The sequence below is a fragment of the Acetobacter cibinongensis genome, from assembly GCF_000963925.1.
GTDB classification, from domain to species: Bacteria; Pseudomonadota; Alphaproteobacteria; order Acetobacterales; family Acetobacteraceae; genus Acetobacter; species Acetobacter cibinongensis.
In genome coordinates, this window is record NZ_BAMV01000003.1 from 116,086 (window position 1) to 136,302 (window position 20,217).

At 55.5% G+C, this 20,217-nt stretch carries 20 protein-coding genes, 1 tRNA gene and 1 pseudogene; 11 read left to right on the forward strand and 11 right to left on the reverse strand.

All coding sequences use genetic code 11. The features are described from left to right. Positions 1-173 precede the first annotated feature (173 nt). The 3 genes from Abci_RS01760 to Abci_RS01770 form a co-directional block, all read right to left on the reverse strand. Positions 174-1,955 (reverse strand): alginate export family protein, encoded by a 1,782-nt coding sequence (locus tag Abci_RS01760; RefSeq protein ID WP_244877555.1) that lies wholly within the window; start codon positions 1,953-1,955, stop codon positions 174-176. A gap of 393 nt (positions 1,956-2,348) precedes the next feature. After that, positions 2,349-2,876: a hypothetical protein gene (locus Abci_RS01765; protein WP_048837428.1), complete on the reverse strand. Its 528-nt coding sequence runs from the start codon at positions 2,874-2,876 to the stop codon at positions 2,349-2,351. Between the two features lie 4 nt (positions 2,877-2,880). Next, positions 2,881-3,123 carry a hypothetical protein gene (locus Abci_RS01770; protein ID WP_048837429.1) on the reverse strand — a complete coding sequence of 81 codons (243 nt, stop codon included), beginning with the start codon at positions 3,121-3,123 and terminating at the stop codon, positions 2,881-2,883. Between the two features lie 49 nt (positions 3,124-3,172). Here Abci_RS01770 and Abci_RS01775 point away from each other — a divergent pair, with 49 nt between their 5' ends. Then, positions 3,173-3,406, forward strand: a complete 234-nt coding sequence (locus tag Abci_RS01775) for a DUF3126 family protein (RefSeq protein ID WP_048837430.1) — start codon at positions 3,173-3,175, stop codon at positions 3,404-3,406. Between the two features lie 97 nt (positions 3,407-3,503). Here the strand turns inward: Abci_RS01775 and Abci_RS01780 are convergent, their stop codons facing one another. Next, positions 3,504-4,121: a DUF2939 domain-containing protein gene (locus tag Abci_RS01780; RefSeq protein WP_048837431.1), complete on the reverse strand. Its 618-nt coding sequence runs from the start codon at positions 4,119-4,121 to the stop codon at positions 3,504-3,506. 194 nt (positions 4,122-4,315) lie between these two features. Here Abci_RS01780 and Abci_RS01785 point away from each other — a divergent pair, with 194 nt between their 5' ends. From Abci_RS01785 to Abci_RS01805, 5 genes are all read left to right on the forward strand, one after another. Then, positions 4,316-5,092, forward strand: coding sequence for a HesA/MoeB/ThiF family protein (locus Abci_RS01785; protein WP_048837432.1), 777 nt, complete (start codon positions 4,316-4,318; stop codon positions 5,090-5,092). Beyond that, on the forward strand, positions 5,089-5,580 hold the full coding sequence (locus Abci_RS01790) for a DsrE family protein (protein ID WP_048837433.1): 492 nt from the start codon (positions 5,089-5,091) through the stop codon (positions 5,578-5,580). The genes Abci_RS01785 and Abci_RS01790 overlap by 4 nt, the downstream gene beginning before the upstream one ends. A gap of 88 nt (positions 5,581-5,668) precedes the next feature. Continuing rightward, on the forward strand, positions 5,669-6,679 hold the full coding sequence (locus Abci_RS01795) for an SH3 domain-containing protein (RefSeq protein ID WP_048837434.1): 1,011 nt from the start codon (positions 5,669-5,671) through the stop codon (positions 6,677-6,679). A gap of 39 nt (positions 6,680-6,718) precedes the next feature. Next, a complete protein-coding gene (pyk, locus tag Abci_RS01800) occupies positions 6,719-8,155 on the forward strand; it encodes a pyruvate kinase (RefSeq protein ID WP_048837435.1) in 1,437 nt (478 codons plus the stop codon). 120 nt (positions 8,156-8,275) lie between these two features. Beyond that, entirely contained in the window at positions 8,276-9,481 is a 1,206-nt protein-coding gene (locus tag Abci_RS01805) for an SMP-30/gluconolactonase/LRE family protein (protein ID WP_048837436.1), read from the forward strand. A 241-nt stretch (positions 9,482-9,722) separates the two neighbouring features. On the opposite strand, the gene Abci_RS01810 is transcribed toward Abci_RS01805, so the two are convergent. The 7 genes from Abci_RS01810 to Abci_RS01840 form a co-directional block, all read right to left on the reverse strand. Continuing rightward, positions 9,723-10,802, reverse strand: coding sequence for an acyltransferase family protein (locus Abci_RS01810; RefSeq protein WP_048837437.1), 1,080 nt, complete (start codon positions 10,800-10,802; stop codon positions 9,723-9,725). 383 nt (positions 10,803-11,185) lie between these two features. After that, on the reverse strand, positions 11,186-12,343 hold the full coding sequence (locus Abci_RS01815; RefSeq protein WP_048837438.1) for an MFS transporter: 1,158 nt from the start codon (positions 12,341-12,343) through the stop codon (positions 11,186-11,188). Positions 12,344-12,414: 71 nt separating this feature from the next. Further along, the gene (locus tag Abci_RS01820; RefSeq protein ID WP_048837439.1) at positions 12,415-13,149 is read right to left on the reverse strand and encodes a pyridoxine 5'-phosphate synthase; all 735 of its coding nucleotides are present in this window, start codon (positions 13,147-13,149) and stop codon (positions 12,415-12,417) included. Further along, positions 13,146-14,117 (reverse strand): 4-hydroxythreonine-4-phosphate dehydrogenase PdxA, encoded by a 972-nt coding sequence (pdxA, locus tag Abci_RS01825; RefSeq protein WP_048837440.1) that lies wholly within the window; start codon positions 14,115-14,117, stop codon positions 13,146-13,148. The genes Abci_RS01820 and pdxA overlap by 4 nt, the downstream gene beginning before the upstream one ends. 29 nt (positions 14,118-14,146) lie before the next feature. Then, the gene (locus Abci_RS01830) at positions 14,147-15,544 is read right to left on the reverse strand and encodes a dipeptidase (protein WP_048837441.1); all 1,398 of its coding nucleotides are present in this window, start codon (positions 15,542-15,544) and stop codon (positions 14,147-14,149) included. Positions 15,545-15,726: 182 nt separating this feature from the next. After that, on the reverse strand, positions 15,727-16,389 hold the full coding sequence (locus tag Abci_RS01835; protein ID WP_048837442.1) for a hypothetical protein: 663 nt from the start codon (positions 16,387-16,389) through the stop codon (positions 15,727-15,729). 57 nt (positions 16,390-16,446) lie between these two features. Next, positions 16,447-16,950 (reverse strand): protein-export chaperone SecB, encoded by a 504-nt coding sequence (locus Abci_RS01840; protein WP_048837443.1) that lies wholly within the window; start codon positions 16,948-16,950, stop codon positions 16,447-16,449. 246 nt (positions 16,951-17,196) lie between these two features. On the opposite strand from Abci_RS01840, the gene Abci_RS01845 reads away from it, so the two are divergent. The 5 genes and pseudogenes from Abci_RS01845 to Abci_RS14120 all read left to right on the forward strand — a co-directional run. After that, complete coding sequence (locus Abci_RS01845) at positions 17,197-17,562, forward strand: LapA family protein (RefSeq protein ID WP_048837444.1); 366 nt, start codon at positions 17,197-17,199, stop codon at positions 17,560-17,562. A 3-nt stretch (positions 17,563-17,565) separates the two neighbouring features. Then, entirely contained in the window at positions 17,566-18,270 is a 705-nt protein-coding gene (gene pyrF, locus Abci_RS01850; protein WP_048837445.1) for an orotidine-5'-phosphate decarboxylase, read from the forward strand. Next, entirely contained in the window at positions 18,270-18,929 is a 660-nt protein-coding gene (locus tag Abci_RS01855) for a phosphoribosylanthranilate isomerase (protein WP_244877556.1), read from the forward strand. Before pyrF ends, Abci_RS01855 begins: the two co-directional genes overlap by 1 nt. A gap of 67 nt (positions 18,930-18,996) precedes the next feature. Beyond that, positions 18,997-19,087 (forward strand) — tRNA-Ser (locus tag Abci_RS01860). Positions 19,088-19,705: 618 nt separating this feature from the next. Next, positions 19,706-20,082 (forward strand): annotated as a pseudogene (locus tag Abci_RS14120) (hypothetical protein); the annotation flags it as partial. Between the last annotated feature and the right edge of the window lie 135 nt (positions 20,083-20,217).

The following is a 20,217-nucleotide window of genomic DNA, read 5'->3' on the forward strand; positions in this document are numbered from 1 at the left end:
GGCGGGCCTCGTGAAAGCTGGTGTCATCAGAAAAATGCCCTGGCAAACGCAGGGGGCGTTCTTCTTCGATAGAACGTGAGCGCCCGTTTGTCGCCCTGAAAAGAACCGTTTATGGAATGAAAAAAGGGGCAAAGGCGCTTTGGCCTCTGCCCCTTCGCATGGTGCAGGCTGTCTTAGAATGTCAGTTCAAGGTTGCTCTGCACGTAAGCGCCGGATGATGCACCAGCCTTGACCATGGCTTTGGAGGCAAAGATATATTCTCCGTCCAAGCTAAACGTGACATGGCGTGTAGCACGCCACGTAAAGCTGGCCTGTGGCATGGTGGCTGTGTACCCGCCGCTGGGGCGGAAGCGGTACGCCGCAGTTGAGTTTGCGTAAATGGCATCATTGGTGGAGCTGCGCCACACCACGGGCACCTTCATCAGCAGGGTCGTGTTGCGGCTTGTGGCCACTGTGGCAATGGGGCCTACGTCAATCAGGTTAGCGTTGCCAATATAGGTGCTCATATCCAGATAGTAGGCGCTGGGCACAAATGGGCTCAGGAAGCTGTTCCATGTGCTGTTTGGCCCTTTATGGGTATTCCCGCCGGAAATATCATCGGCCTGTATGCCAATGGCCGGACGCCCCCACCATTTGGCAAACCGCCAGGAGACCTGAGCATTGAGTGAGTAGGCAGAAACCGCGCGTGTGGGGGAGGCTTGCTTGGCAGGCCGGAACTCCCCGCCCTGCCACATGCCGCCAAGCGAAAATTCAATGGGGCCAGCGTTACCCCATACGCGGCTTCCGGGCGTATCGCGCCGGGTGGAGCCAGCAATGGTGCCTGTGGCAGAGGCAATTGGGCTGCTGGCCAGCAGATAGCCCATATAGAACGTATCCACAAAAATCTGGCTGCTGCGGCCCATGAGCTTGAATTCCGGCACAGCGTAGGACGTATAGGCACCGTACCAGCGTGTGCGGTAGCCAACCTGATCATGGAAGGCCGTTGTGGGGGCATTGTTGGTGAGTGTCAGGTCAAACAGGTCAACACGGAAGCGCTTCCAGAAAGCGTAGCCACGGACACCGTTCCAGGAATACGGCACGGCAGGGTACACTGAACCTGCGGTAATATAGGGTGGCGCGTCCAGAAACGTCATGCGCCCGACCATCACGCCCATATTGGCGTTGAGCACATGGCCTTTTACTTCAACAAAGGCCTGCTGTGCATCCAGCTTGCTGCGCCAGCGGCCACCAGCATAACCATAATAGTTTGTACCGCCTGCCTGTGCGCTCAGCAGTTCCCCATAAAGCCGTACATGCTCGCCCAGATGCAGGTCCGCCCCGGCGTTCCAGCGCATGTTCTGGCGGTAGGCCGGAGCCGTGCGGAGCGTGCCAAAGCCCGCCTTCTGGTCATAAAAGTTATGCTGGCGGAAGTTGCCGCTCAGGGACAGGTAAATGGACCCGCTCTGATTAAGCGGAATGTATTTCAGTGGGTCCATCCAGTCTATGCGGTTCCGTTTGTCGCGCAGGTTCGACCAGTCTTCTGCCCAACGGGAGACGGCATAATACCCAACGGTGCCAAAGCCCGCAGCCGCCCCTGTGTTGCTGTTAAACACGCCCCACGGCCCCTGATGCAGCAGCGCTGAGGGTAAGGGGCTGAGTTCTAGAGACTGCGGCTGACCGTATGCTTCCGGTCGGCTGGTCAGAGGGGGCAGGAGCATGTTGTCCCAGAAGCCCCCCGTCTTTCTAGGTGCTGTGGCTGTTACGGGAGCAACAGGGGTTGCGCCGTGCGGGTCCGGTTGGCTGTTTGCAGATGCCTTATGGGTGGTTGGCGTATGCGGGTACTGCGGAAACGCGGCCAGAGGCGCTGTTTCCGCCGCAAGGGTGGTGGAGCAGCCTAGTGCGACCAAAAGGCCGACGGACCCTGCAAGGAGGGATGCTGTGAGGGTGCGGGAGTATGGGAGGCAATTATGTTTCATGTGAAAAAGCTCAAAAACATCATGTCCAGAAACAAGCATAGGCTGGCCGTTATAAGGGCCTGCAATGCTTACTGACTTTTGAGGAGAAAAGGGCCGAAGGTTTTAGCGTGTAAGGCGCTGACCTGCGGCAGGACGCGCCATAAGGCGCACGGAGCCGGACAGATGCGGGGGATGCCCGCTGTGCTGAAATAGAGAAGAGAGAACAGCGGTGTGGCATTGACCAAAAGAAACACACATAGAAGGCAGTCCCCTGTTTGGGAGGCATAGTTAGGAGTAAACTCCGGCTATGCTTTTTGTTTTTTCTGACCTGCTTAATAGGTATGCCTGTTTTGAGCGTCTGTCATATCGCAATTGCGTGTAGCGGTTGAATTTATACAGGCACTTACGCGGTGTTCAGGTGGCGCGGGGTATTGTGCCTAGCGCATCCAGGCAATGTTTGGCGCGCACCGCCAGACGCAGGTCATGCACGTCTGCCACAGCGCGCTTTACCTGTGCGCGCCACACGGCATTCATACCGACAGGTTTGCAAATTGTATCCGTACTCAGTGCCATGCCCTTGTCCTCCGTTGTTTCAGCCAGAACCGTTGCCGGGTGGTGGGGCAGGGTTGAGCGCATGGCCTGTTGTAGGGACCGTGCTGTGCCGGGGTCAGCCAATGGCATAAGCTCCGGCACCACACGGGCCGCGTCAGGCTGCCCGGATGTTACGGCCTGCCGAACTTCCGACCATTTATGATCGTGGCTGAGTGTTTCCGCCGTCTGCCGTGCGCCGTTGCTCTCAATCATTTGCAACAGGTGCTGTGAAGACGATTCTGTGGGCGCCCGCTCAATTGGAGTGGCGGTGTGCGTGCTTAGGGACAGCAAGGGCGCACCAATGGCCCCACCAATCAGCAGGAAAAGGACTGAAGTTCTGGCAAGGCGCATAGTGTCAGGCTCCTTTTTCAACAAAAGTGGTCTGGCGGGTGGCTGTTGTGCGCCGGTTTACCCCATGCAGGCCACCTGAAGTCCGCAGCTTGGTCTTGCAACACGGTCTCAACGCCAGCAGGCCGGAAAAAAATGGCGCAGTGAAGGCAGTAGCACGGAAAGGTTGCGGCCAAGGGGAGGGCTGTCCTATAGCGGGCGCATTAGGTCGTGCTTTGGGGGTGCCCTGCCGGTTGTCCGGTGCCAGCATTTCTGGAGCAGGCCTGCTTTAACCCACACCTTCCGAGGATTGAGTCTCCATGAGCGGCAGCACCCCTTCTCCTTCCGAAATTGCGCGTTTGCAGGTGTCTTTGCGCCGTCTGCTGGGCTCTCCCGGCCTTACCGTTAACCCACCACCGCGCGCTGGCATGTCTGTTGAACTCGCCGTCAATGGTGAGGTTATTGGCACCATTCATCGTGATGATGATGAGGGCGAAGTGTCCTACGCCATCAACATGGTGCTGCTTGAAGAAGACCTTCCTGCAGAAAAATAAGGGGCAACGAAGGCCTACGGGCCTTCAACCCAACAAAAAAGGCGGCCCGGTTTTGCTACCGGCGCCGCCTTTTTTATGCGGTGAGGCCTTGAGCCACTCAGGCGTTGGAAGGCGATGCAGAGGCCGTAAGTGTTGGCGTACGCTGAGTGGGGAATTCCACCTTGGTGACTTTCCAACGCCAGTTCTGAATACGCATTTCAACTTTCAGCGGTGTCTCGTTCTGGTGGCCGGGGAGTGGCACCTGCATTTCAAACTGGTCCAGCCGTGCAAACCGGAAGGAGGCATGGCTGATGAGGCTGGAAAGAGCCGATGTGTCATGCGTGGTCTGGTTTACGGCAGGCATGGCTTCATCCACCAATGTGCCAAGATTCGCCTGAGAGACATGCACATCCACCGCGTTGGAGACGGCTGTGGACGCGAAGGAAGAGCCGAATTCCGGCAGTTCATCCGATGCAGGTTGTAGCAGATGCATGCCAGAGAGCGCCTGCTGCTTGATGGAAGCATCCAGCAGGCCCCAGTTAATGGCGCTGCCAAGCGTCTTCATGTCATGGGACTGAATGCTGGAGCTTATGCTCCACAGTGCCGCAAAAGGTGAGGCCAGATACAGGCCAAATGCTGCGACTGAGGCCCCAATACACACCTTACGCGCTGTCTGGCGCAAAGGCAGACCGGCAGGCCGGGCAGCGTAGTGTCCGACTGAGGTGAAGGGGCTCATAAAATGCAATCCTCTTATGCTTAATTGACATTCCACCCATAACAGACGCACGAACCCGCTTCCAGTTCTATGACAAAAAATTCATAATTTTGTCTGCGGCACGAGGGGAGTATGAGGGGGGCACGGTCCGGCTTTCCACGCTCCGCAGGCACAGCCGGACATGGCGCGCAAGACAGATAAAGGGACGCAAACGTATGACGCTGGACTTCACTGAAAACGAGATTCAGCGCTATTCCCGCCATATTCTGCTGCCGGAGGTAGGGGGAACAGGGCAGGCGGCCCTGCGTGCTGCATCCGTGCTGATTGTGGGGGCAGGGGGCCTTGGGTCTCCCGCAGCACTCTATCTGGCCGCTGCCGGGGTGGGCCGCATCGGGCTTGTGGATGATGACGTGGTGGAACTCTCCAACCTGCAACGTCAGATTCTGCATGACACGGCAGCAGTTGGCCACCGTAAGGTCGAGTCTGCCAAAAGCAGGCTGGCAGCCCTGAACCCGGATATTCAGATAGACACATGGCCTGTCCGCCTAAGCCCGGATACGGTGGATGAACTTGTCAGCCAGTATGACCTTGTGTGTGACGGCTGTGACAATTTCGCCACCCGCTATCTGGTCAACGCAGCCTGTGTGCGGGCACGTAAACCGCTTGTCTCGGCAGCAGCACAGCGGTTTGGCGGGCAGCTTTCCACCTTCCGGCCCTGGCAGGGCGGGCCTTGCTATCATTGTTTGTATCCGCAGACAGACGGAGAGGCCGATGGCCTGAGTTGTAGTGACGCCGGTGTTTTTGGCGCAGTGACCGGCGTGATGGGCACCTTGCAGGCCACCGAGGCTTTGAAAGAACTTCTGGGGCTTGGAACCTCTCTGGCCGGGCGGCTCCTGATGTGGGATGCCTTGTCCACCCGCTTTACAACCATCGCCCTGCACCGGGACCCCACATGCCCGGTCTGCGGGCCTGAACAGGATGTTTGCGCATGAGTATTTCTACTGGTTCCCGCACGCCGCCCGCTTCTTTTCCCGCTCACCCGGCTCAGCCGCCTGTTGGGGCGTCCGGCCTCTCCGTAGCCATTCCGCAAGGGGATGCAGACGGGTGTGAACTGGCTATCATGATTGTTGAAGCCCGGTATGAGCGCCTGCACGCGGCCTTTATGCTGGCTGTTACGGCCTGCGCGCTGGGGCAGCGGGTTGTGCTGTTTGGCATGGGGGCGGGTGTTGCCGCGTTTTGCAAAAACTGGGACGGGCTGGAACAGCCAGAGCGTGATGCCGCACGCCAGGAGGCAGGCGTAGCCGGTCTTGAAGATTTGCGCACAGCCCTGCTGGATTTTGAGGAACCCACCCTGATGGTGTGCGACTCCGGATTGAAAGCTGTGCGACTGACAGAAGAGGCGCTGGTTGCTGGTGTAAGCTGTGTTGGCCTTCCCACTTTTCTGGACCACGCACAGACCGCCCGGCTGGCGGTTTTCTAAGGGTCATGCACGCTTATGGTGGCTGTGGCGCCTGCATCATGCAGCTAGCCTCTTGCCGCCACGGTCCGCTCTTGGCAGGGATGCAGCCATGATGTTCAAATCTTCCCTCTCTTACCGCTTTCGTCTGCTGTCCTGCATGGCAGGTTGTTTTGTGGCTTTGTCTGCGGCCCATGCTGCTGACAAGAAGCCTGAAGCTCATAAGCATCACGCCCATGCAGGGGCCGGGCATGATGCAGCAGGCAGCAAAAAAGCCGCCACAAAGAAGGCGGCTGGTAAGACGGCCGAAGCGCAGAAAAAAGCCGCTGCCAAACACCTGAAGCATGATGACAGCGCCAGTGCTGCCCATGCGGCAAAAGCACAGCACAGTGCGGCCCACCATAAAGCTGACAAACATCGTGCCGCCAAAGCGGCCCTTGCCGGGGCCGGTACGGCTGCGGCTGTCGGCGCAGGTGCTGCTGCGGCCACTCCTGCGGCAGACGCTGCCGGAGCTCAGCCCCCAGTGCCGCCTCCCTCATTGGAAGATCAGAGCAAAGGAGCCGTAACCGGACTGCCGTTGCCCCGCTATGCCTCCCTGCGTGCGGATGAGGTGAATTTGCGTGCAGGGCCGGGGCGTCGTTTCCCAATTCTGTGGGTTTATCATCGCCGTGGCATGCCTGTTCGTATTGAACGCGAATTTGATGTGTGGCGTCTGGTGGAAGATGCAACAGGCCAGAAAGGCTGGGTTCAGCAGGCTACGGCTTCTGGCGGCCGGGACTTCATGGTCCCCGGTGAGCCTGCGGGAGACGAAGCGCCACTGGTGGAAAAAACGGACCAGAACGGCGCAAAAGTCGCGTCTTCCGGTCATATGGATAGCCGCGTGCTGGGCACGGTTGCCAGCGCAGCCGAGGCCAAAGACCTGCCCGGTAGCGTGCTGATGCACACTGCCAGCAATGACCAGTCTCCGGTTGTTGCCATTCTCAAACCGGGTACGATCGGCTCGGTCAAGGAGTGTGCAGCCGGGTCAGACTGGTGCAGGGTGTCCGTCAAGCAATATAGTGGCTGGGTCCAGCGCCATGCGATCTGGGGTGTGGACGCGGAAGAGGTGATTGCCCCTTCCTGATACCGCCACCTGAAGGCCGAACAAGGAACAGGATAGACCATGCCGACAACACACGCGCTTCACTGCCGGACCAAAATTGTTGCCACTCTTGGCCCGTCTTCCACAGATTACGAGACTATTCGTGATCTGGCTCTGGCCGGGGCTGACGTCTTCCGTTTCAACTTCTCCCACGGCACGCATGATGACCACGCAGCCCGCCACGCCATTGTCCGGCGTGTAGAGGCTGAACTGGGTGAGCCGATTGGTATTCTGGCAGATATGCAAGGCCCCAAGCTACGGGTTGGCAAATTTGCAGCCGGCAAGGTTCTGCTGGAAAAAGGAGCGCCCTTCCGGCTGGACCTGTCCGATGCACCGGGGGATGAAACCCGTGTGCAACTGCCGCACCCGGAAATTATAGCTGTCGCCAAACCCGGCAGCCGCCTGCTGATGGACGATGGCAAGCTGGCCGTGGTGGTTGAGCATGTTGGCGCGGACTGGCTGGACACCCGTGTGGACGTTGGGGGTGTGCTTTCCAACAATAAGGGCGTAAATGTTCCTGACGTTACATTGCCCATTCCGGCCCTGACGGAAAAAGACCGGCGTGATCTGGCGTTTGCCCTTGGGTTAGGGGTGGATTATGTGGCGCTGTCTTTTGTGCAGCGCCCTGAAGATGTGAGCGAGGCCCGCGCCCTGATTGGTGAGCGCGCCAACCTGCTGGTCAAGCTTGAGAAACCACAGGCCATGGATAATCTGGAGGCCATTCTGGCCCTGACAGATGCCGTGATGGTTGCCCGTGGAGACCTGGGCGTAGAACTGCCGCCTGAAAATGTGCCGTTGGCTCAAAAACGAATTATCCGTCAGGCGCGCAAATTGGGTAAGCCGGTTGTAGTGGCCACCCAGATGCTGGAGAGCATGATCTCCGCACCCACCCCCACACGGGCTGAAGCGTCAGATGTGGCAACCGCCGTGTTTGATGGGGCAGATGCCGTCATGCTCTCTGCGGAATCCGCCGCTGGGCAGTACCCGCGTGAAGCTGTGCAGATCATGAATCGGATTATCTGGCGGACCGAGCAGGACCCGGAATGGCAGTCCATGATGGCAGTAGCCCGTCTGGCCCCGGAAGATTATGTGGCGGATGCCATTGCCAGTGCTGCCCAGCAGGTGGCGGATACCCTCAAAGCTGCGGCCATTGTGGCCTATACGCACCGTGGGGCCACGGCGTTCCGTATTGCGCGGGAGCGGCCGCTATGCCCGGTTATAGGTGTGACCCCCACGCATGAGGCAGCCCGCCGTATGGCATTGGTGTGGGGTGTACGGGCCTTTGTGGGAGAGAGCACAAAACCCGTCACCAGTGTGGAAGAAATGGTCGAAACGGCTCAGGCTGTTGTGGCCAAGGCCCGCATTGGCGGGACGGGCAATTCCATTGTTATTGCTGCTGGCGTGCCGTTTGGTGTGGCGGGGTCCACCAACCTGCTGCGGGTTGCAAAAATACCCTGATCTGTTTGGCACGACCCGTCATTGGGGCAGGTGTGCGGGCCGGGTGCGTGACAGGGCGCGCGCACCACGCTATGCCGGGCTAAGAGCGGCGGTAAGGACGGCGGGAGCGTAACAGACAGCATGAAGGCAGCCACCAAACACCTGCAACGGCGTGCCCTTATACAGGGTCTTGGTTGTTTTTCAGCGGGGTTGGCTGTTGCCGGTGCCGCTCCGCCCCCCGAAATTGCAGATACTGCCCGCCCGCCGGATGTTACAACCACCCCGCCGCGCCAGTGGGGGCCAAGTGCCCCGCCGTCCTACACGCCAGACCCGGACGTGGTGGTCATAGATCGTTCTTTCCGCGACCTGCTGTTTGGCGCGGCAAGCCTGCACCGCGTGTGGGATAAGGGAACATGGCTGGAAGGCCCCGCCTGGAGTTCTGAAGGACGGTATCTTATTCTGAGTGATACGGTCACCAGCCGACAGTACCGGTATTTATGGGAGACGGGAGAAGTTACCCTTTTCCGCCCGGAATCCTACCACGCCAATGGAAATTGTTTTGATTATCAGGGGCGGCAGATCTCCTGTGAGCATTTCTTTCGCCGGGTTATCCGGTGGGAGCATGATGGCTCCGTGCATGTGGTGGCAGACCATTACGAAAGCCGACCCCTGAATTCCCCCAATGATGTTGTGGCGCATCCTGATGGGAGCATCTGGTTTACGGACCCCAGCTATGGAACCGGATTTACCGAAGGCCATGCGGATGAGCCGGGGGGTGAGGCTAATCCAGACGGGCGTATCCGCTGGCGTATCGGGTCTGAACTCATCGGGGCGATTGGCGGTACCAAGCGTCAGGCCGATCACACTTTCAGGGTGGATCCGTCAGGCCGGATTGACGCCGTGCTGACACAGCAGCAACTCCCTAACCCCAACGGCCTGTGTTTTTCACCAGACCATAAGAGCCTGTATGTCATTTCCTCCGGTCGGCAGGCAGGCGGAAACGGGCATGATGGAGATTTGGGCGTGCATGTGTTTGACGTGCAACCGGACCACACTCTGGGCAACCCGCGGCTGTTCACCAATATGCGTTTTCAGGGTGTGCAGATGGGGCCGGACGGGATGAAGACCGATATTTTCGGCAATCTATGGTGTGGCGTGAGCGGCCCGCTTGGGCTGTGCGGCGTCTTTGTCTTCAATCCGGAGGGACACCTGATCGGGCGTATCCGGCTGCCGCAAGGTGTGTCCAACCTGACTTTTGGTGGCCCTAAACGGAACTGGCTGTTTATGTGTGCGGGAGAATCTTTGTACCGCCTGCAAGTAAATACCCAAGGCGCGGGCTCCTCCTGAGACGGGCTGCGGGCTGCGATTAGGGATGATGCCATTACATTCTGGTCGGGTTCAGAGCATAGTCTTATGCGTGTGCCAGAATAGGTAAACTACGGAACCTTAAAGACTACAGTAAATAGACAGCTAGTGCCCTACAATGACGGAGTGCGAGCCGGAACAGGGTCAATGCGGAATACGGAACACAAAAACAGCGATATCCTGCATCGTGATATCGCTGATAATGGCACCGTAGCGAAAGTGATTACCGCATGGCAAGTCGCTGCAGTTTTCTACGAACGTAGTTTGATGGTATTTTTTCTATGAAATTATATAATAGAGATGCAGCCAAAACGCATATTGTAGAAGAAAAAAAGATATAGAAGACAGTATTTTTCATGTAGGATAAAGCGTAGTAATCCAGCGCCTTATTCAAGAGAATCAGTGTAGTGAAATGCGTTAAATAAAGAGTATAGGATATACTTCCTAAAAACATTAAAAACTTGGCGGGTTTAAACCTCAAAATTGCATCTAACAATACAACTGTCGCGAAAATTGCTACTGAGGCCATCCCGTTTATATAATGATTATCGGGAATAGTCATCCAGTCTAATGAAAAAGCAACGCCAAGGCCGAGCAGGAAATAAGGAAGATAGGGAATTTGGATGATTTTAGCATGATATTTTTGTATATACAGAAAAATATAGGCAATAAATCCCCCAAAAAGGAATTCAAGCATAAAAGGATTTGCCATGATGTTGTAATAAGGTGGTGAGTAGTTTTGGAATAAAAAAGTATCAAAAGTAAATTTACCCAATTTCATGGGGATGAAGCAGACCGTTATATATATAAATAAAGACAATGCGATAAATCTATATTTCTTAAATAATAAACATACAGAAAAAACAATATAAAAATACATCTCAAAAATTAATGTCCAGCCTACAGCCAAGGGAATGCCAAAATAGAAAACATATGTTTCTGGGAGGAATACCATAGACCGAAAAAAGGCAGCGCGATTATGAGGAGAAAGAAAGTAACTAAATCCTGATGTTAGTAATATGTACAATAATGTTGCTATAAAATAAGGCGGAGAAATTCGCGACACACGCTTGATCATAAAATTCAAAATATCACGAATAGTTCCCTGATATTTGAGAGTAGATATAATCATGATAAATCCACTTATCATGAAGAATAAATCCACCCCCATTCCGCCAACTATTAGTATATTTTCGTATTTATTATGGACCTCAGGTGCAAGGTAGAAGCGTGAGTGGCAAAAAACCACTACTAAAGCTGCTATGCCTCGCAGCATTTGTATTGAATTTATGGAATTGTTCATTAAAAATAGACGTCCTTGAATGTGAAATATTTTTTAGCTTTTTATAGAGATAAATGAGTGTTTTCAATAATTTTTGTTCGATGTGTTTTGGAAAAATTACCTCTTTAGCATGCACTATAGTCTATTAAATGAGATGACTGAGACCATAATTAGGACGTTTTTCACGCCGCTTTGAGAGTAGTGAAAAAGGATGGAATTTTTATATCAAATATTTAAAAGTATTGTATCCTAAAAAATATACATTTTTCTATAAAATTACAGTAAGAGTTGGCGAATAATTGATCCAAACAGATGTTGTTTTTTGCTGCTTGCAAGTAAACACACAAGGCGCAGGCCCATCCTGAGAAGGGCTGCTGCGGTATCTCGCCAGACTATCCTGCTTATCAGGCGCTTTTTTTCAGGCAGAGCGGCAGGAGTGTGAACAGCCCGCACACTATTGAAACAAAGTAGGGCAGACCGTGCGGCCCCAGTTCAAGCGCGGTGCCTGCCAGTTCTGGCCCCGCAAAAGCCCCAACGCCCCATGCAACCGAACTGGCTGCATAAATGGAGACGAGGTCTCCCCCTTGAAATTTGCTGCCCACCACAGACATGGCCAGCATATACAGAGCAGCAAACAGACCATCCCACACAAAGAGAATACCATAGGCCCAACCGTGGTGGGTAATGCCCCATGGCCAGAGCAAGGCACCAAGGCATGATATGGTGCCAAGCGCGATCATCAGCTTACGGCGGTCCATACGGTCGCCCAGCCACCCAAGCGGGAACTGGAGTGCTATGGCCCCTAACAGCATGGCTGTGAGCAGGAGTGTGGCGGCTTGCTCAGCCCACCCATTGCGGATGGCATACAACGTCAGGAAGGATGATCCGGCTGCCTCTAGCATGGCCATAAGAAGGGTTACGCCAATGGCAATGGGTGCCAGCTTGACATAACGCCACAGGCCGCGGTGTTGGGGCGCTTCCAGTTTGGGATTTCGCATCCACGGCATGCAGATCAGAATAAGGGCCATCAGAACAAAGCCTGCGCTTATGCCAAAGGGAGCAAAACCATGCCGCCCCACCGCGGCCAGAATAAATGGCCCGGCCGCAAAACCCAGCGAGAGGGTGATGCCATACAGCGCCATGGTGCGGGTGCGGCTTTCGTCAGGTGTCAGATGGTTCAGCCAGCTTTCAGACAGGATAAGCAGAACCTCGGTCGCGGTGCCAAGGGCCAGCCTGAGCGGAAACCATACCCATACGGAGGGCACCAAAGGCATGGCGACAAGCACACACATAATCGTGGCAAGCGCCAACGTTAAAGGTCGCTTGGGGCCAAACCGTGCGGCAAGGCGTGGCAGGAAGGGGGCAATGGCCAGCACGCCCACCGCGTGCATCATGGCATTTGCCGCAATAAATTGCGGGCCGTAGCCTTTTTCTGTCAGTTCCAGCGTGAAGAGCGGAGCGCTCAGGCCATAAGTCAGGCCGAAAATGCACCCCACAGCCATAAGAGACAGCAAAGGCAGGACAGACACAGCGGCGGACGGACGTGCAATGGAATGAGGCATGTCCACGTCTCTATCGTGTCTGTCCTGCACAGGCAAAACCTGCGTAGGTTTTGGGGCGTTAGCGCCGTGCGTTACGGTGTGAATGCACGGGCAATCTGGTGGCGCATCTCGGCAATAACGGCGGGCAGGCCATCAAAAATAGCCTGACCAATCAGGAAGTGCCCGATATTGAGTTCCCGTATTTCCGGCAACGCAGCAATGGGGCCAACATTCTTATAGGTCAGGCCATGGCCTGCATGGACTTCCAGCCCACCTGCATGGGCCAGAGCGGCCCCGGCACGCAGGCGTTCCAACTCACCAGGGTGGTTTTCCGCATAAGCGCCGGTATGCAATTCAACAACCTGTGCCCCCGTTTTTATGGCGGCTTCAATTTGCGTGGGGTCAGGGTCAATGAACAGTGACACCCGAATACCCTTGGCAGCCAAGGCCTGAACCTTTGGGGTCAGGCTGGCAAGGTGGCCAGCAACATTCAGGCCGCCCTCTGTGGTCAGTTCCTCACGCCGTTCGGGGACAATGCAGCAGGCGTGCGGGAGTAGAGTGCTGGCGATCAGCACCATCTCATCAGTTGCCGCCATTTCCATATTGAGGGGCACGGTAAGCTGCTCGCGCAGATGTTTAAGGTCTGTGTCCCGAATATGGCGGCGGTCTTCGCGCAAATGCGCCGTAATGCCGTCAGCTCCGGCGTTTTGGGCCAGCAGGGCAGCCGCTACCGGGTCAGGGTGGTGGCCACCGCGAGCATTACGAACAGTGGCCACATGGTCAATATTGACACCAAGACGAATAGCGGGGCGGTGGGCAACGCTCATGGGGTGTTCTTTCTGTTATGGACCAGTGTTGCAGCAAGCCGCAGTGCCGCCAGCAGGCTGGATGGGTCAGCGCTATTGCTTCCTGCAATATCAAAGGCCGTTCCGTGGTCAGGAGAGGTGCGGATAATAGGCAGACCGAGTGTCACGTTCACGCCTTCAGCCATATCCAACGTTTTAAGCGGAATAAGCCCCTGATCATGATACATGCAGAGCGCCACATCATATTTGGCCCGAGCGTGCGGCGTGAAGAGTGTGTCTGGCGGGTAGGGTCCAGTGATGTTTAGTCCCTCAGCCTGAAGGGTGCGAATGGCGGGCAGAATAATGTTCTGCTCCTCCGTACCCATAAGGCCATTTTCGCCAGCGTGCGGGTTCAGGCCTGCTACGGCAATGCGCGGAGAGGGTAATGCGAAGTCACGCCGCAGCCCTTGCGCTACGGTACGCGCGGTCCGGATGATCAAGTCTGCGGAAAGCTGCTGGATGGCCTGACGCAACGCTACATGCACTGTAACTGGCACAACCCGCAGCGATGGGCCTGCCAGCATCATGACATCCTGCCCCGGCACATTGCAGAGTTCGGCAAGATAGGAGGTATGGCCCGGATGCGCAAAACCTGTTTTCTGCACAACCTCTTTGCTAATTGGGTTGGTCACAACAGCAGAGGCCTGCCCCTGCTGCACCAGTGCAACAGCGCGAGCAATGCTTTCAATAACGCTGGGGGCATTTCGGCTATCTGGCTGGCCCGCTAGGGCAGGGGTGGCTAGTTCCAGCGGCAGCACTGGCAGTGCATGCGGGAAAATAGTGGCAGCCTCTGCCGGTGCTGCAACCGTTTGCACAGGTACAAACGGTTGCAGCAGTTCCGGTGCGCCTAAAAACACAAAGCCAGGTCCATGCTGGCGGTTGGCCTGCCAGGCTTTGGCGGTAATTTCCGGCCCAATGCCGGCAGGGTCGCCTTGTGTCAGAACCAGCATGACTGTCCTTGGTGTCTTGGAGTGAAAGGTTATTCCGGAGCCTGCCCGGTCAGGGCGTACAGCACACGCACCCAGGACCGGATACCTTTATGGAAGCAACTCAGGTCATATTTCTCGTTGGGTGAGTGAATACGGTCATCATCCAGCCCAAAGCCGATTAGCAAAGAGTTCATGCCCAGAGCGTGCTGTATTTCTGTCACAACAGGAATAGAGCCGCCGCAGCCAATAACCGCCGCTTCCTGCTGCCATTCTGCGGCCAGAGCTTTAAGGGCAGGGGGCAGGAAGGGCATATCACCCGCAACAATGCTGGCGCGTGAACCGCCATGTTCTTCAAATTCTACAGAGCAGTCGGCTGGCAGGCGGGCCTGCACATGGGCGCGGAATGCTGCGCGAATTTTATCCGGGTCCTGATCGCCCACAAGACGAAAGGAGACCTTGGCCATGGCTTTAGAAGGCAGAACCGTCTTGAAGCCTTTTTCTTCATAGCCCCCGCTAATGCCGTTAATTTCGCAGCTAGGGCGGCTCCATGTCTGCTCCAGCGCGGTGTAACCGGCCTCGCCAGCGGGAAGGTGCAAACCAACCGGGCCTAAGCTGTCAGCATCGCTGGGGCCAATCTTGCGCCACATGGCGCGGGTTTCTTCCGGTATGACAGGCACACCCTCATAAAAACCGGGCAGTGTCACACGGCCAGTCGCGCCATCACGCAGGTCGGAGAGAATATCGCACAGAACCTGAATCGGGTTGCGGGCCGCATTACCGTACATGCCGGAATGCAGGTCGCGTGATGCGGCGGTAATGGTGACTTCCTCGCCCACCATGCCGCGCAACATGGTGGTAATGGCTGGTAGGCCACGGCCCAGCATGTTTGTGTCGCAAATAAGCGCCACATCGGCCTTCAGTTCGTCCCGGTTTGCTTCCAGGAAGGGTAGAAGATTGGCACCACCAGACTCTTCTTCACCTTCTATCAGCATTGTGACGGTCAGGGGGAGGGTGCCATCTGCCTGCTTCAGGGCGCGGCAGGCTTCTACAAAGGTCATGACCTGCCCTTTGTCATCCGCTGCACCACGGGCCGTAATTTCCTGCTCACCCGTGGGGCCTTTAACCAGAACAGGCTCAAAGGGGGCGGAATGCCAGAGGTTTAGCGGGTCAACTGGCTGGACGTCATAATGTCCATAAAACAGCACATGGGGGGCACCGGCAGGGCCTTTGGCATGGGCTACAACCATCGGGTGGCCGGGTGTTTCCCGCGTGCTGGCATTAAAGCCGATCGTTTTAAGCGTTTCTACAAGCCACTCGGCAGCTTTGCGACAGTCTGGCGCATGGTCTGCCTGTGTGGAAATGCTGGGAATACGCAGCAGGTCAAAAAGCCGGTTCAGGCTGGCATCCAGCCCTTTATCTGCTTCAGACAGCGCGGCCTGTATGGTCATGAGTAGTCTATCCCCTGCAAGGTCTTGAAACGGTGGGGCCGCCAAAGGGGCAACCCGTTGTAAAACACTACTATACCGTAAGACGGTGTTTCAAAAGTTCAGAGTTGGGAGCGGGCACAAAAAGACATACCAGCCCAGTGGGAGAACTTTTGACGCACTTTTATTGCGTGTGGGGTGACGTTTCAGAAACCGTTGGGTGTAAAATCAGTCAGGAAAAAATAAAGCAGGTTAGGGACGTACCCATATTCCACCATGGTGTGAGACTGCGGCACCGCCTTGGCGTACCAGATAGGGTCAAAATATTCAGACAAGGCCACACGGTCAGGCAAAGACCGGTCTGCCAGCAGGAAGTGGCAAAATGGCGCAAGCGCTTCCAACCCGTCATCCGCCGCGCGATGCTGCTGGTACATATCAGGGTTAAAGAACAGATGCCCCCGTACCCTTTGGGCAGCCCCTACCCGCAAATAATGGTCATAGCCATTTTTGTAACCCTGCTGCATCAGTGCGCTGGGTGTCAGGTTTTCGCCTTGCTTGATGTAATAGCGCTCTGAAAAAAGATAGTGTGGAGACTGGGTTTTGTAACCACGGTTGCAATAATGCTCAAAACCGGAGCGGTAGGTCTGGTTGGAAATACCTTCCAGTGCATCCGAGCAATTGCGCCGGTACCACTCCTCATCAAAATACGGGTTGGGGGAGTGACCGGAGAAGGCCCCTTGCGTTTCGTACCAGTGCTGGAGCCCCTCATCCGGCAGGGAGAGAGCTTCCCCCAACACGTCTTTATAGGCGGTCCGATACCATGTCGCGTCAAAGTCCTGCCACAGGGGTGTAAGCAACGGTTCCGTCATACGCCGGGCCTTCTATAAGCAAAAGGGGGTGGGAGCGTTCAGAAAGACAGCCTGCGCTCAGCTTGCCGCACGGCGACTGCGCCACAAGTCAGCAAAATCAATCTGCTGGATCACAATTGGCAGGAACCCGGCTTCACGGCTGAGCGTGGTCAGCAGGTTACGCGCTGCGGGAAAGAGCAGGCGGGGGGCTTCAACCAGCAACAAGGGCTCAAGCGTTTCCGGCGTTGAGTTCTGAAGGGTGAAAATACCTGCGTAGGTCAGGGACGCCTCAAAGAAGACCACCGTTTTCTCACCGCTGCTCATAGGGTTGTTCTGGCCCTGACAGCGCAGAATCAGTTCTACCTCAAAGCTGGGCTGGTTTTCGGCAAGCTGGTTGGCTTTTACGTCCACCACAAGCGCTGTGTGTGGGCGTTCCTGTGTTCTGGCGTAAACAGCGGGGGCGTTGTAAACCTGAAATGTGACCGCTTTGCTGTATTGAATGCCCAGCAACATACCGGGAGTAGAAGGGGTGCTGGTGCTTCCGCCAAGGGAATCCGTTGAATGCTGTTTACGGCCAGTCATAGTATGGGAAGGCTCCTTGGGCGCGGCGGCACTAAAGCGATGGCAGGAAAAAAGAATGACTTAAAGATGCAGCAGCAGTAACAGATAAGTTCTGGAAGTGCGAGACCCAACTCTCAGTTTGTAATGCATAAAAAGAGACGAGCAGAGCGTTACATCAGGCCTTGTTATAGCTGTTTTATTTTTTACCAACACTTCCCGGTCTGCCGTTTTCTTGCGCTTACCCCTGCCTGAGGCTAGGAGAAAAATATGATAAGACTGATCGTTGTTGTCCCATTCCTGCTTGCACTTGTGGTGTTCAGTGCCAGTAATCAGGATCCACAGGATATGTGGATGCTCACTTATAGCTGGAAATGCGCCATAGGCGTCCTGGCGCTTATTGTGGCGGCTGTTGCGTTTCTGGCAGGTGCCTTTTGTTTCTGGGTTGCTGAATTCGGGCAGCGCCGGCGTGCTCGTAAGGCCGAGCAGCGCGTGCGTGAGCTTGAGGCACAGGTAGCACAAATTCAGGCTGCCGCCGCCGCGCAGGCCCCTGTACGTGCCCCAGCAGATGCGTTGAATGCACCCCATACCGCATCTGGCACAATTGTCCCGCCCCCTTCAGAAGACCTGATATAATCCATGACACGCAAAACCGGCCTGATTGCCGCCCTTGATACGCAAGACCCAGCAACAGCCAAAGCCTGGGCACAGGCTGTTGCGCCCTCAGCCGGGGCTATAAAACTGGGGCTGGAATTTGCCTATGCCGCTGGCTTTCAGGCTGTGGCGGATGTTGCAGGCTCAGCCCCTCTGTTTCTTGACCTGAAGCTGCATGACATTCCCAATACGGTTGGGTCTGCTGTGCGGGCCTTGTCTCATCTTCGGCCCAAAATGTTGACGCTCCATGCTTCCGGTGGTCGCGCCATGATGGAAGCGGCCCGCCAAGCGTGTGATGACGCTTTTCCGGCGCATGAACGCCCCGCTTTGCTGGCGGTGACTGTTCTGACAAGTATGGATGACCACGGCTTGCAGGAGATTGGCGTGGCAGCCACCGCGCGGGATCAGGTGGTGCGCCTTGGTAAACTGGCAATGGCGGCAGGCATGGACGGGCTGATCTGTTCAGCGCATGAACTGGCCCCATTGCGGGATGTGTTGGGAGACAAGCCATTGCTTGTTACTCCCGGTATCCGTCCTGCCGGCAGTCAGGCAGGCGACCAGAAGCGTATCATGACGCCCGCTCAGGCACGTGCTGCCGGAGCAGACTGGATTGTGGTTGGGCGTCCCATTACGCAGTCAGACAACCCGGCCGCCGCAGCAGCAGCAATTGTTGCTGAACTGGCGGGCTGATGATGATGGGCCACAAGGAGAGCGCTACTATTGGCATCAAGATTTGTGGCCTGACAGAAGAAGCGGGTTTTGATGCCTGTGTTGCGCAAAAAGTAGATTGGGTGGGGTTCGTGTTTTTTGAGCGCTCCCCGCGCAATGTTACGGCAACGCAGGCAGCCGCTTTGTCCGCACGGCATAAAGGCGGCCCGCAAAGGGTGGGACTGTTTGTGCACCCTGATGACGCAACCCTTGATCATGTGCTCAACACGGTGGCGCTTGATGTTTTGCAGCTTTACGCCACGCCTGTCCGCGCTCTGGCTATTCGCCAGCGGTATGGCTTGCCAGTCTGGCTTTCCCAGCCCGTTGCAACGCAAGCCGAACTCCCGCAACGCTGCCTAGTGGACCGCCTGCTGATAGAACCAAAGCCCCCTGCGGATGCAACCCGCCCCGGCGGTAACGCACAGCAACTGGATTGGGACCTTCTTGCAGGATGGAATCCGACCTACCCGTGGATGCTGGCTGGTGGGTTGAACCCTCAGAATGTGGCGCAGGCTATTCGCCAAACTGGCGCTCCGGCAGTCGATGTCTCATCAGGTGTAGAGAGTGCTCCCGGCATCAAAAATCCGGATGCTATTGCGCACTTCGTCCAAAATGCGCGGAGCAGTAAATTTTTAAGCTGAAAAGTGCATTTAGGCTAAAATTTCCTCTTGCCTGTTTCGTCAATCTTGGTATTACCAACCCCGCGCCGGAGAGATGGCCGAGTGGCTTAAGGCGCACGCTTGGAAAGCGTGTGTACGTTAATAGCGTACCCAGGGTTCGAATCCCTGTCTCTCCGCCATTTGATATATCCCATGACAATCTTTAGCGTCCATAGCACATAAACAGTGGCGGTTTTCTGCTGTTTGTACACTTTATAGCGCTCTGTGATGTTCCTTCACGCTCAAGCATTGTGGGGGTAGATATGGGGGTATCGATGCTGACAGATTGTCAGTTACGCCGCCTCATTCAGGCGAGAAGCCATTCAAGCTGTCAGATGCGGGTGGACGTGCATTTTCGTGTAGACTGGGCCCAAGGCCTGCTAATTTGTTGAATTGAACGGTGTTCTGTGATTCACAGCCGTTCGCTCAGTTCTATAAATTAATAAATCCTGAGCCTAGGTTCTCCCCACTCAAACCTCGATCACAACCAGAATGCGGAACTCACTCTCTACAGATCAGGGTGTGTGAGAGCAGATTCAGGCTCCCGCTGAGTGGAATAGTAATGAGGGAATACGCTCCCACACACTTGGAAGCCTTGAGAACATTCTCAAGCGTTGAAGCGTTATTATCAGCGTAAATTAGGCAATTATTAACTAAGGTCGTGCTATCGCCCTCACGCTGGAGAATTCTCAAAACTTCTTCGTTTTGTATGCATATCTGTGATTCCATATCTTCTGTGGTAACTGGGTGGATGAATAATGAAGCAGCCGGGGGTCTTTGATATGGAAGAACGGCTTGCTTGTTCGAGAGAGTCTGGCGCCCAACTCGATGGCTTTTCCCAAATTGTGGAGTCTGAGGTATTCCGTCCAGATTTAGGCCTATCAGGCTTACTGCCTGATGCCAAAACGGTCTGCTTGTTCCGTGAGAGTCTGACACAGGCAGGTGAGATCGATAGTTTATTCAATCGTCATGACGCGATTTCGTTGTATGCTGGTTATTCTCCAATGCCAAGTCAGATGCTCAAGTACTCCAGTGCTGTGAAATCCGTCATCCGGTTCCCTGTCGAATCTATTTTTGCTGATCAGAAATTACAGCATGACTGTTCGTCAGGACACAAGGCATCACCCGTGCCACCGCATGGCCCCTTAGTGGGTGCAATACTCCACACGGGTAAAAATGGCACAACCCTGAAATTAGAAGGGAGGAGTTAAAAAACAGGTTTTCAACCTCTTCACCTTCTTTGTGCCAAGCAGCGCTATAGCCTCCAGTC

Coding starts and splice junctions, on each gene's coding strand:
- Abci_RS01760 (WP_244877555.1), bottom strand. CDS start 1,955: ATGAAACATAATTGCCTCCCATACTCCCGCACCCTCACAGCATCCCTC.
- Abci_RS01765 (WP_048837428.1), bottom strand. CDS start 2,876: ATGCGCCTTGCCAGAACTTCAGTCCTTTTCCTGCTGATTGGTGGGGCC.
- Abci_RS01770 (WP_048837429.1), bottom strand. CDS start 3,123: ATGCTGGCACCGGACAACCGGCAGGGCACCCCCAAAGCACGACCTAAT.
- Abci_RS01775 (WP_048837430.1), top strand. CDS start 3,173: ATGAGCGGCAGCACCCCTTCTCCTTCCGAAATTGCGCGTTTGCAGGTG.
- Abci_RS01780 (WP_048837431.1), bottom strand. CDS start 4,121: ATGAGCCCCTTCACCTCAGTCGGACACTACGCTGCCCGGCCTGCCGGT.
- Abci_RS01785 (WP_048837432.1), top strand. CDS start 4,316: ATGACGCTGGACTTCACTGAAAACGAGATTCAGCGCTATTCCCGCCAT.
- Abci_RS01790 (WP_048837433.1), top strand. CDS start 5,089: ATGAGTATTTCTACTGGTTCCCGCACGCCGCCCGCTTCTTTTCCCGCT.
- Abci_RS01795 (WP_048837434.1), top strand. CDS start 5,669: ATGATGTTCAAATCTTCCCTCTCTTACCGCTTTCGTCTGCTGTCCTGC.
- pyk (WP_048837435.1), top strand. CDS start 6,719: ATGCCGACAACACACGCGCTTCACTGCCGGACCAAAATTGTTGCCACT.
- Abci_RS01805 (WP_048837436.1), top strand. CDS start 8,276: ATGAAGGCAGCCACCAAACACCTGCAACGGCGTGCCCTTATACAGGGT.
- Abci_RS01810 (WP_048837437.1), bottom strand. CDS start 10,802: ATGAACAATTCCATAAATTCAATACAAATGCTGCGAGGCATAGCAGCT.
- Abci_RS01815 (WP_048837438.1), bottom strand. CDS start 12,343: ATGCCTCATTCCATTGCACGTCCGTCCGCCGCTGTGTCTGTCCTGCCT.
- Abci_RS01820 (WP_048837439.1), bottom strand. CDS start 13,149: ATGAGCGTTGCCCACCGCCCCGCTATTCGTCTTGGTGTCAATATTGAC.
- pdxA (WP_048837440.1), bottom strand. CDS start 14,117: ATGCTGGTTCTGACACAAGGCGACCCTGCCGGCATTGGGCCGGAAATT.
- Abci_RS01830 (WP_048837441.1), bottom strand. CDS start 15,544: ATGACCATACAGGCCGCGCTGTCTGAAGCAGATAAAGGGCTGGATGCC.
- Abci_RS01835 (WP_048837442.1), bottom strand. CDS start 16,389: ATGACGGAACCGTTGCTTACACCCCTGTGGCAGGACTTTGACGCGACA.
- Abci_RS01840 (WP_048837443.1), bottom strand. CDS start 16,950: ATGACTGGCCGTAAACAGCATTCAACGGATTCCCTTGGCGGAAGCACC.
- Abci_RS01845 (WP_048837444.1), top strand. CDS start 17,197: ATGATAAGACTGATCGTTGTTGTCCCATTCCTGCTTGCACTTGTGGTG.
- pyrF (WP_048837445.1), top strand. CDS start 17,566: ATGACACGCAAAACCGGCCTGATTGCCGCCCTTGATACGCAAGACCCA.
- Abci_RS01855 (WP_244877556.1), top strand. CDS start 18,270: ATGATGATGGGCCACAAGGAGAGCGCTACTATTGGCATCAAGATTTGT.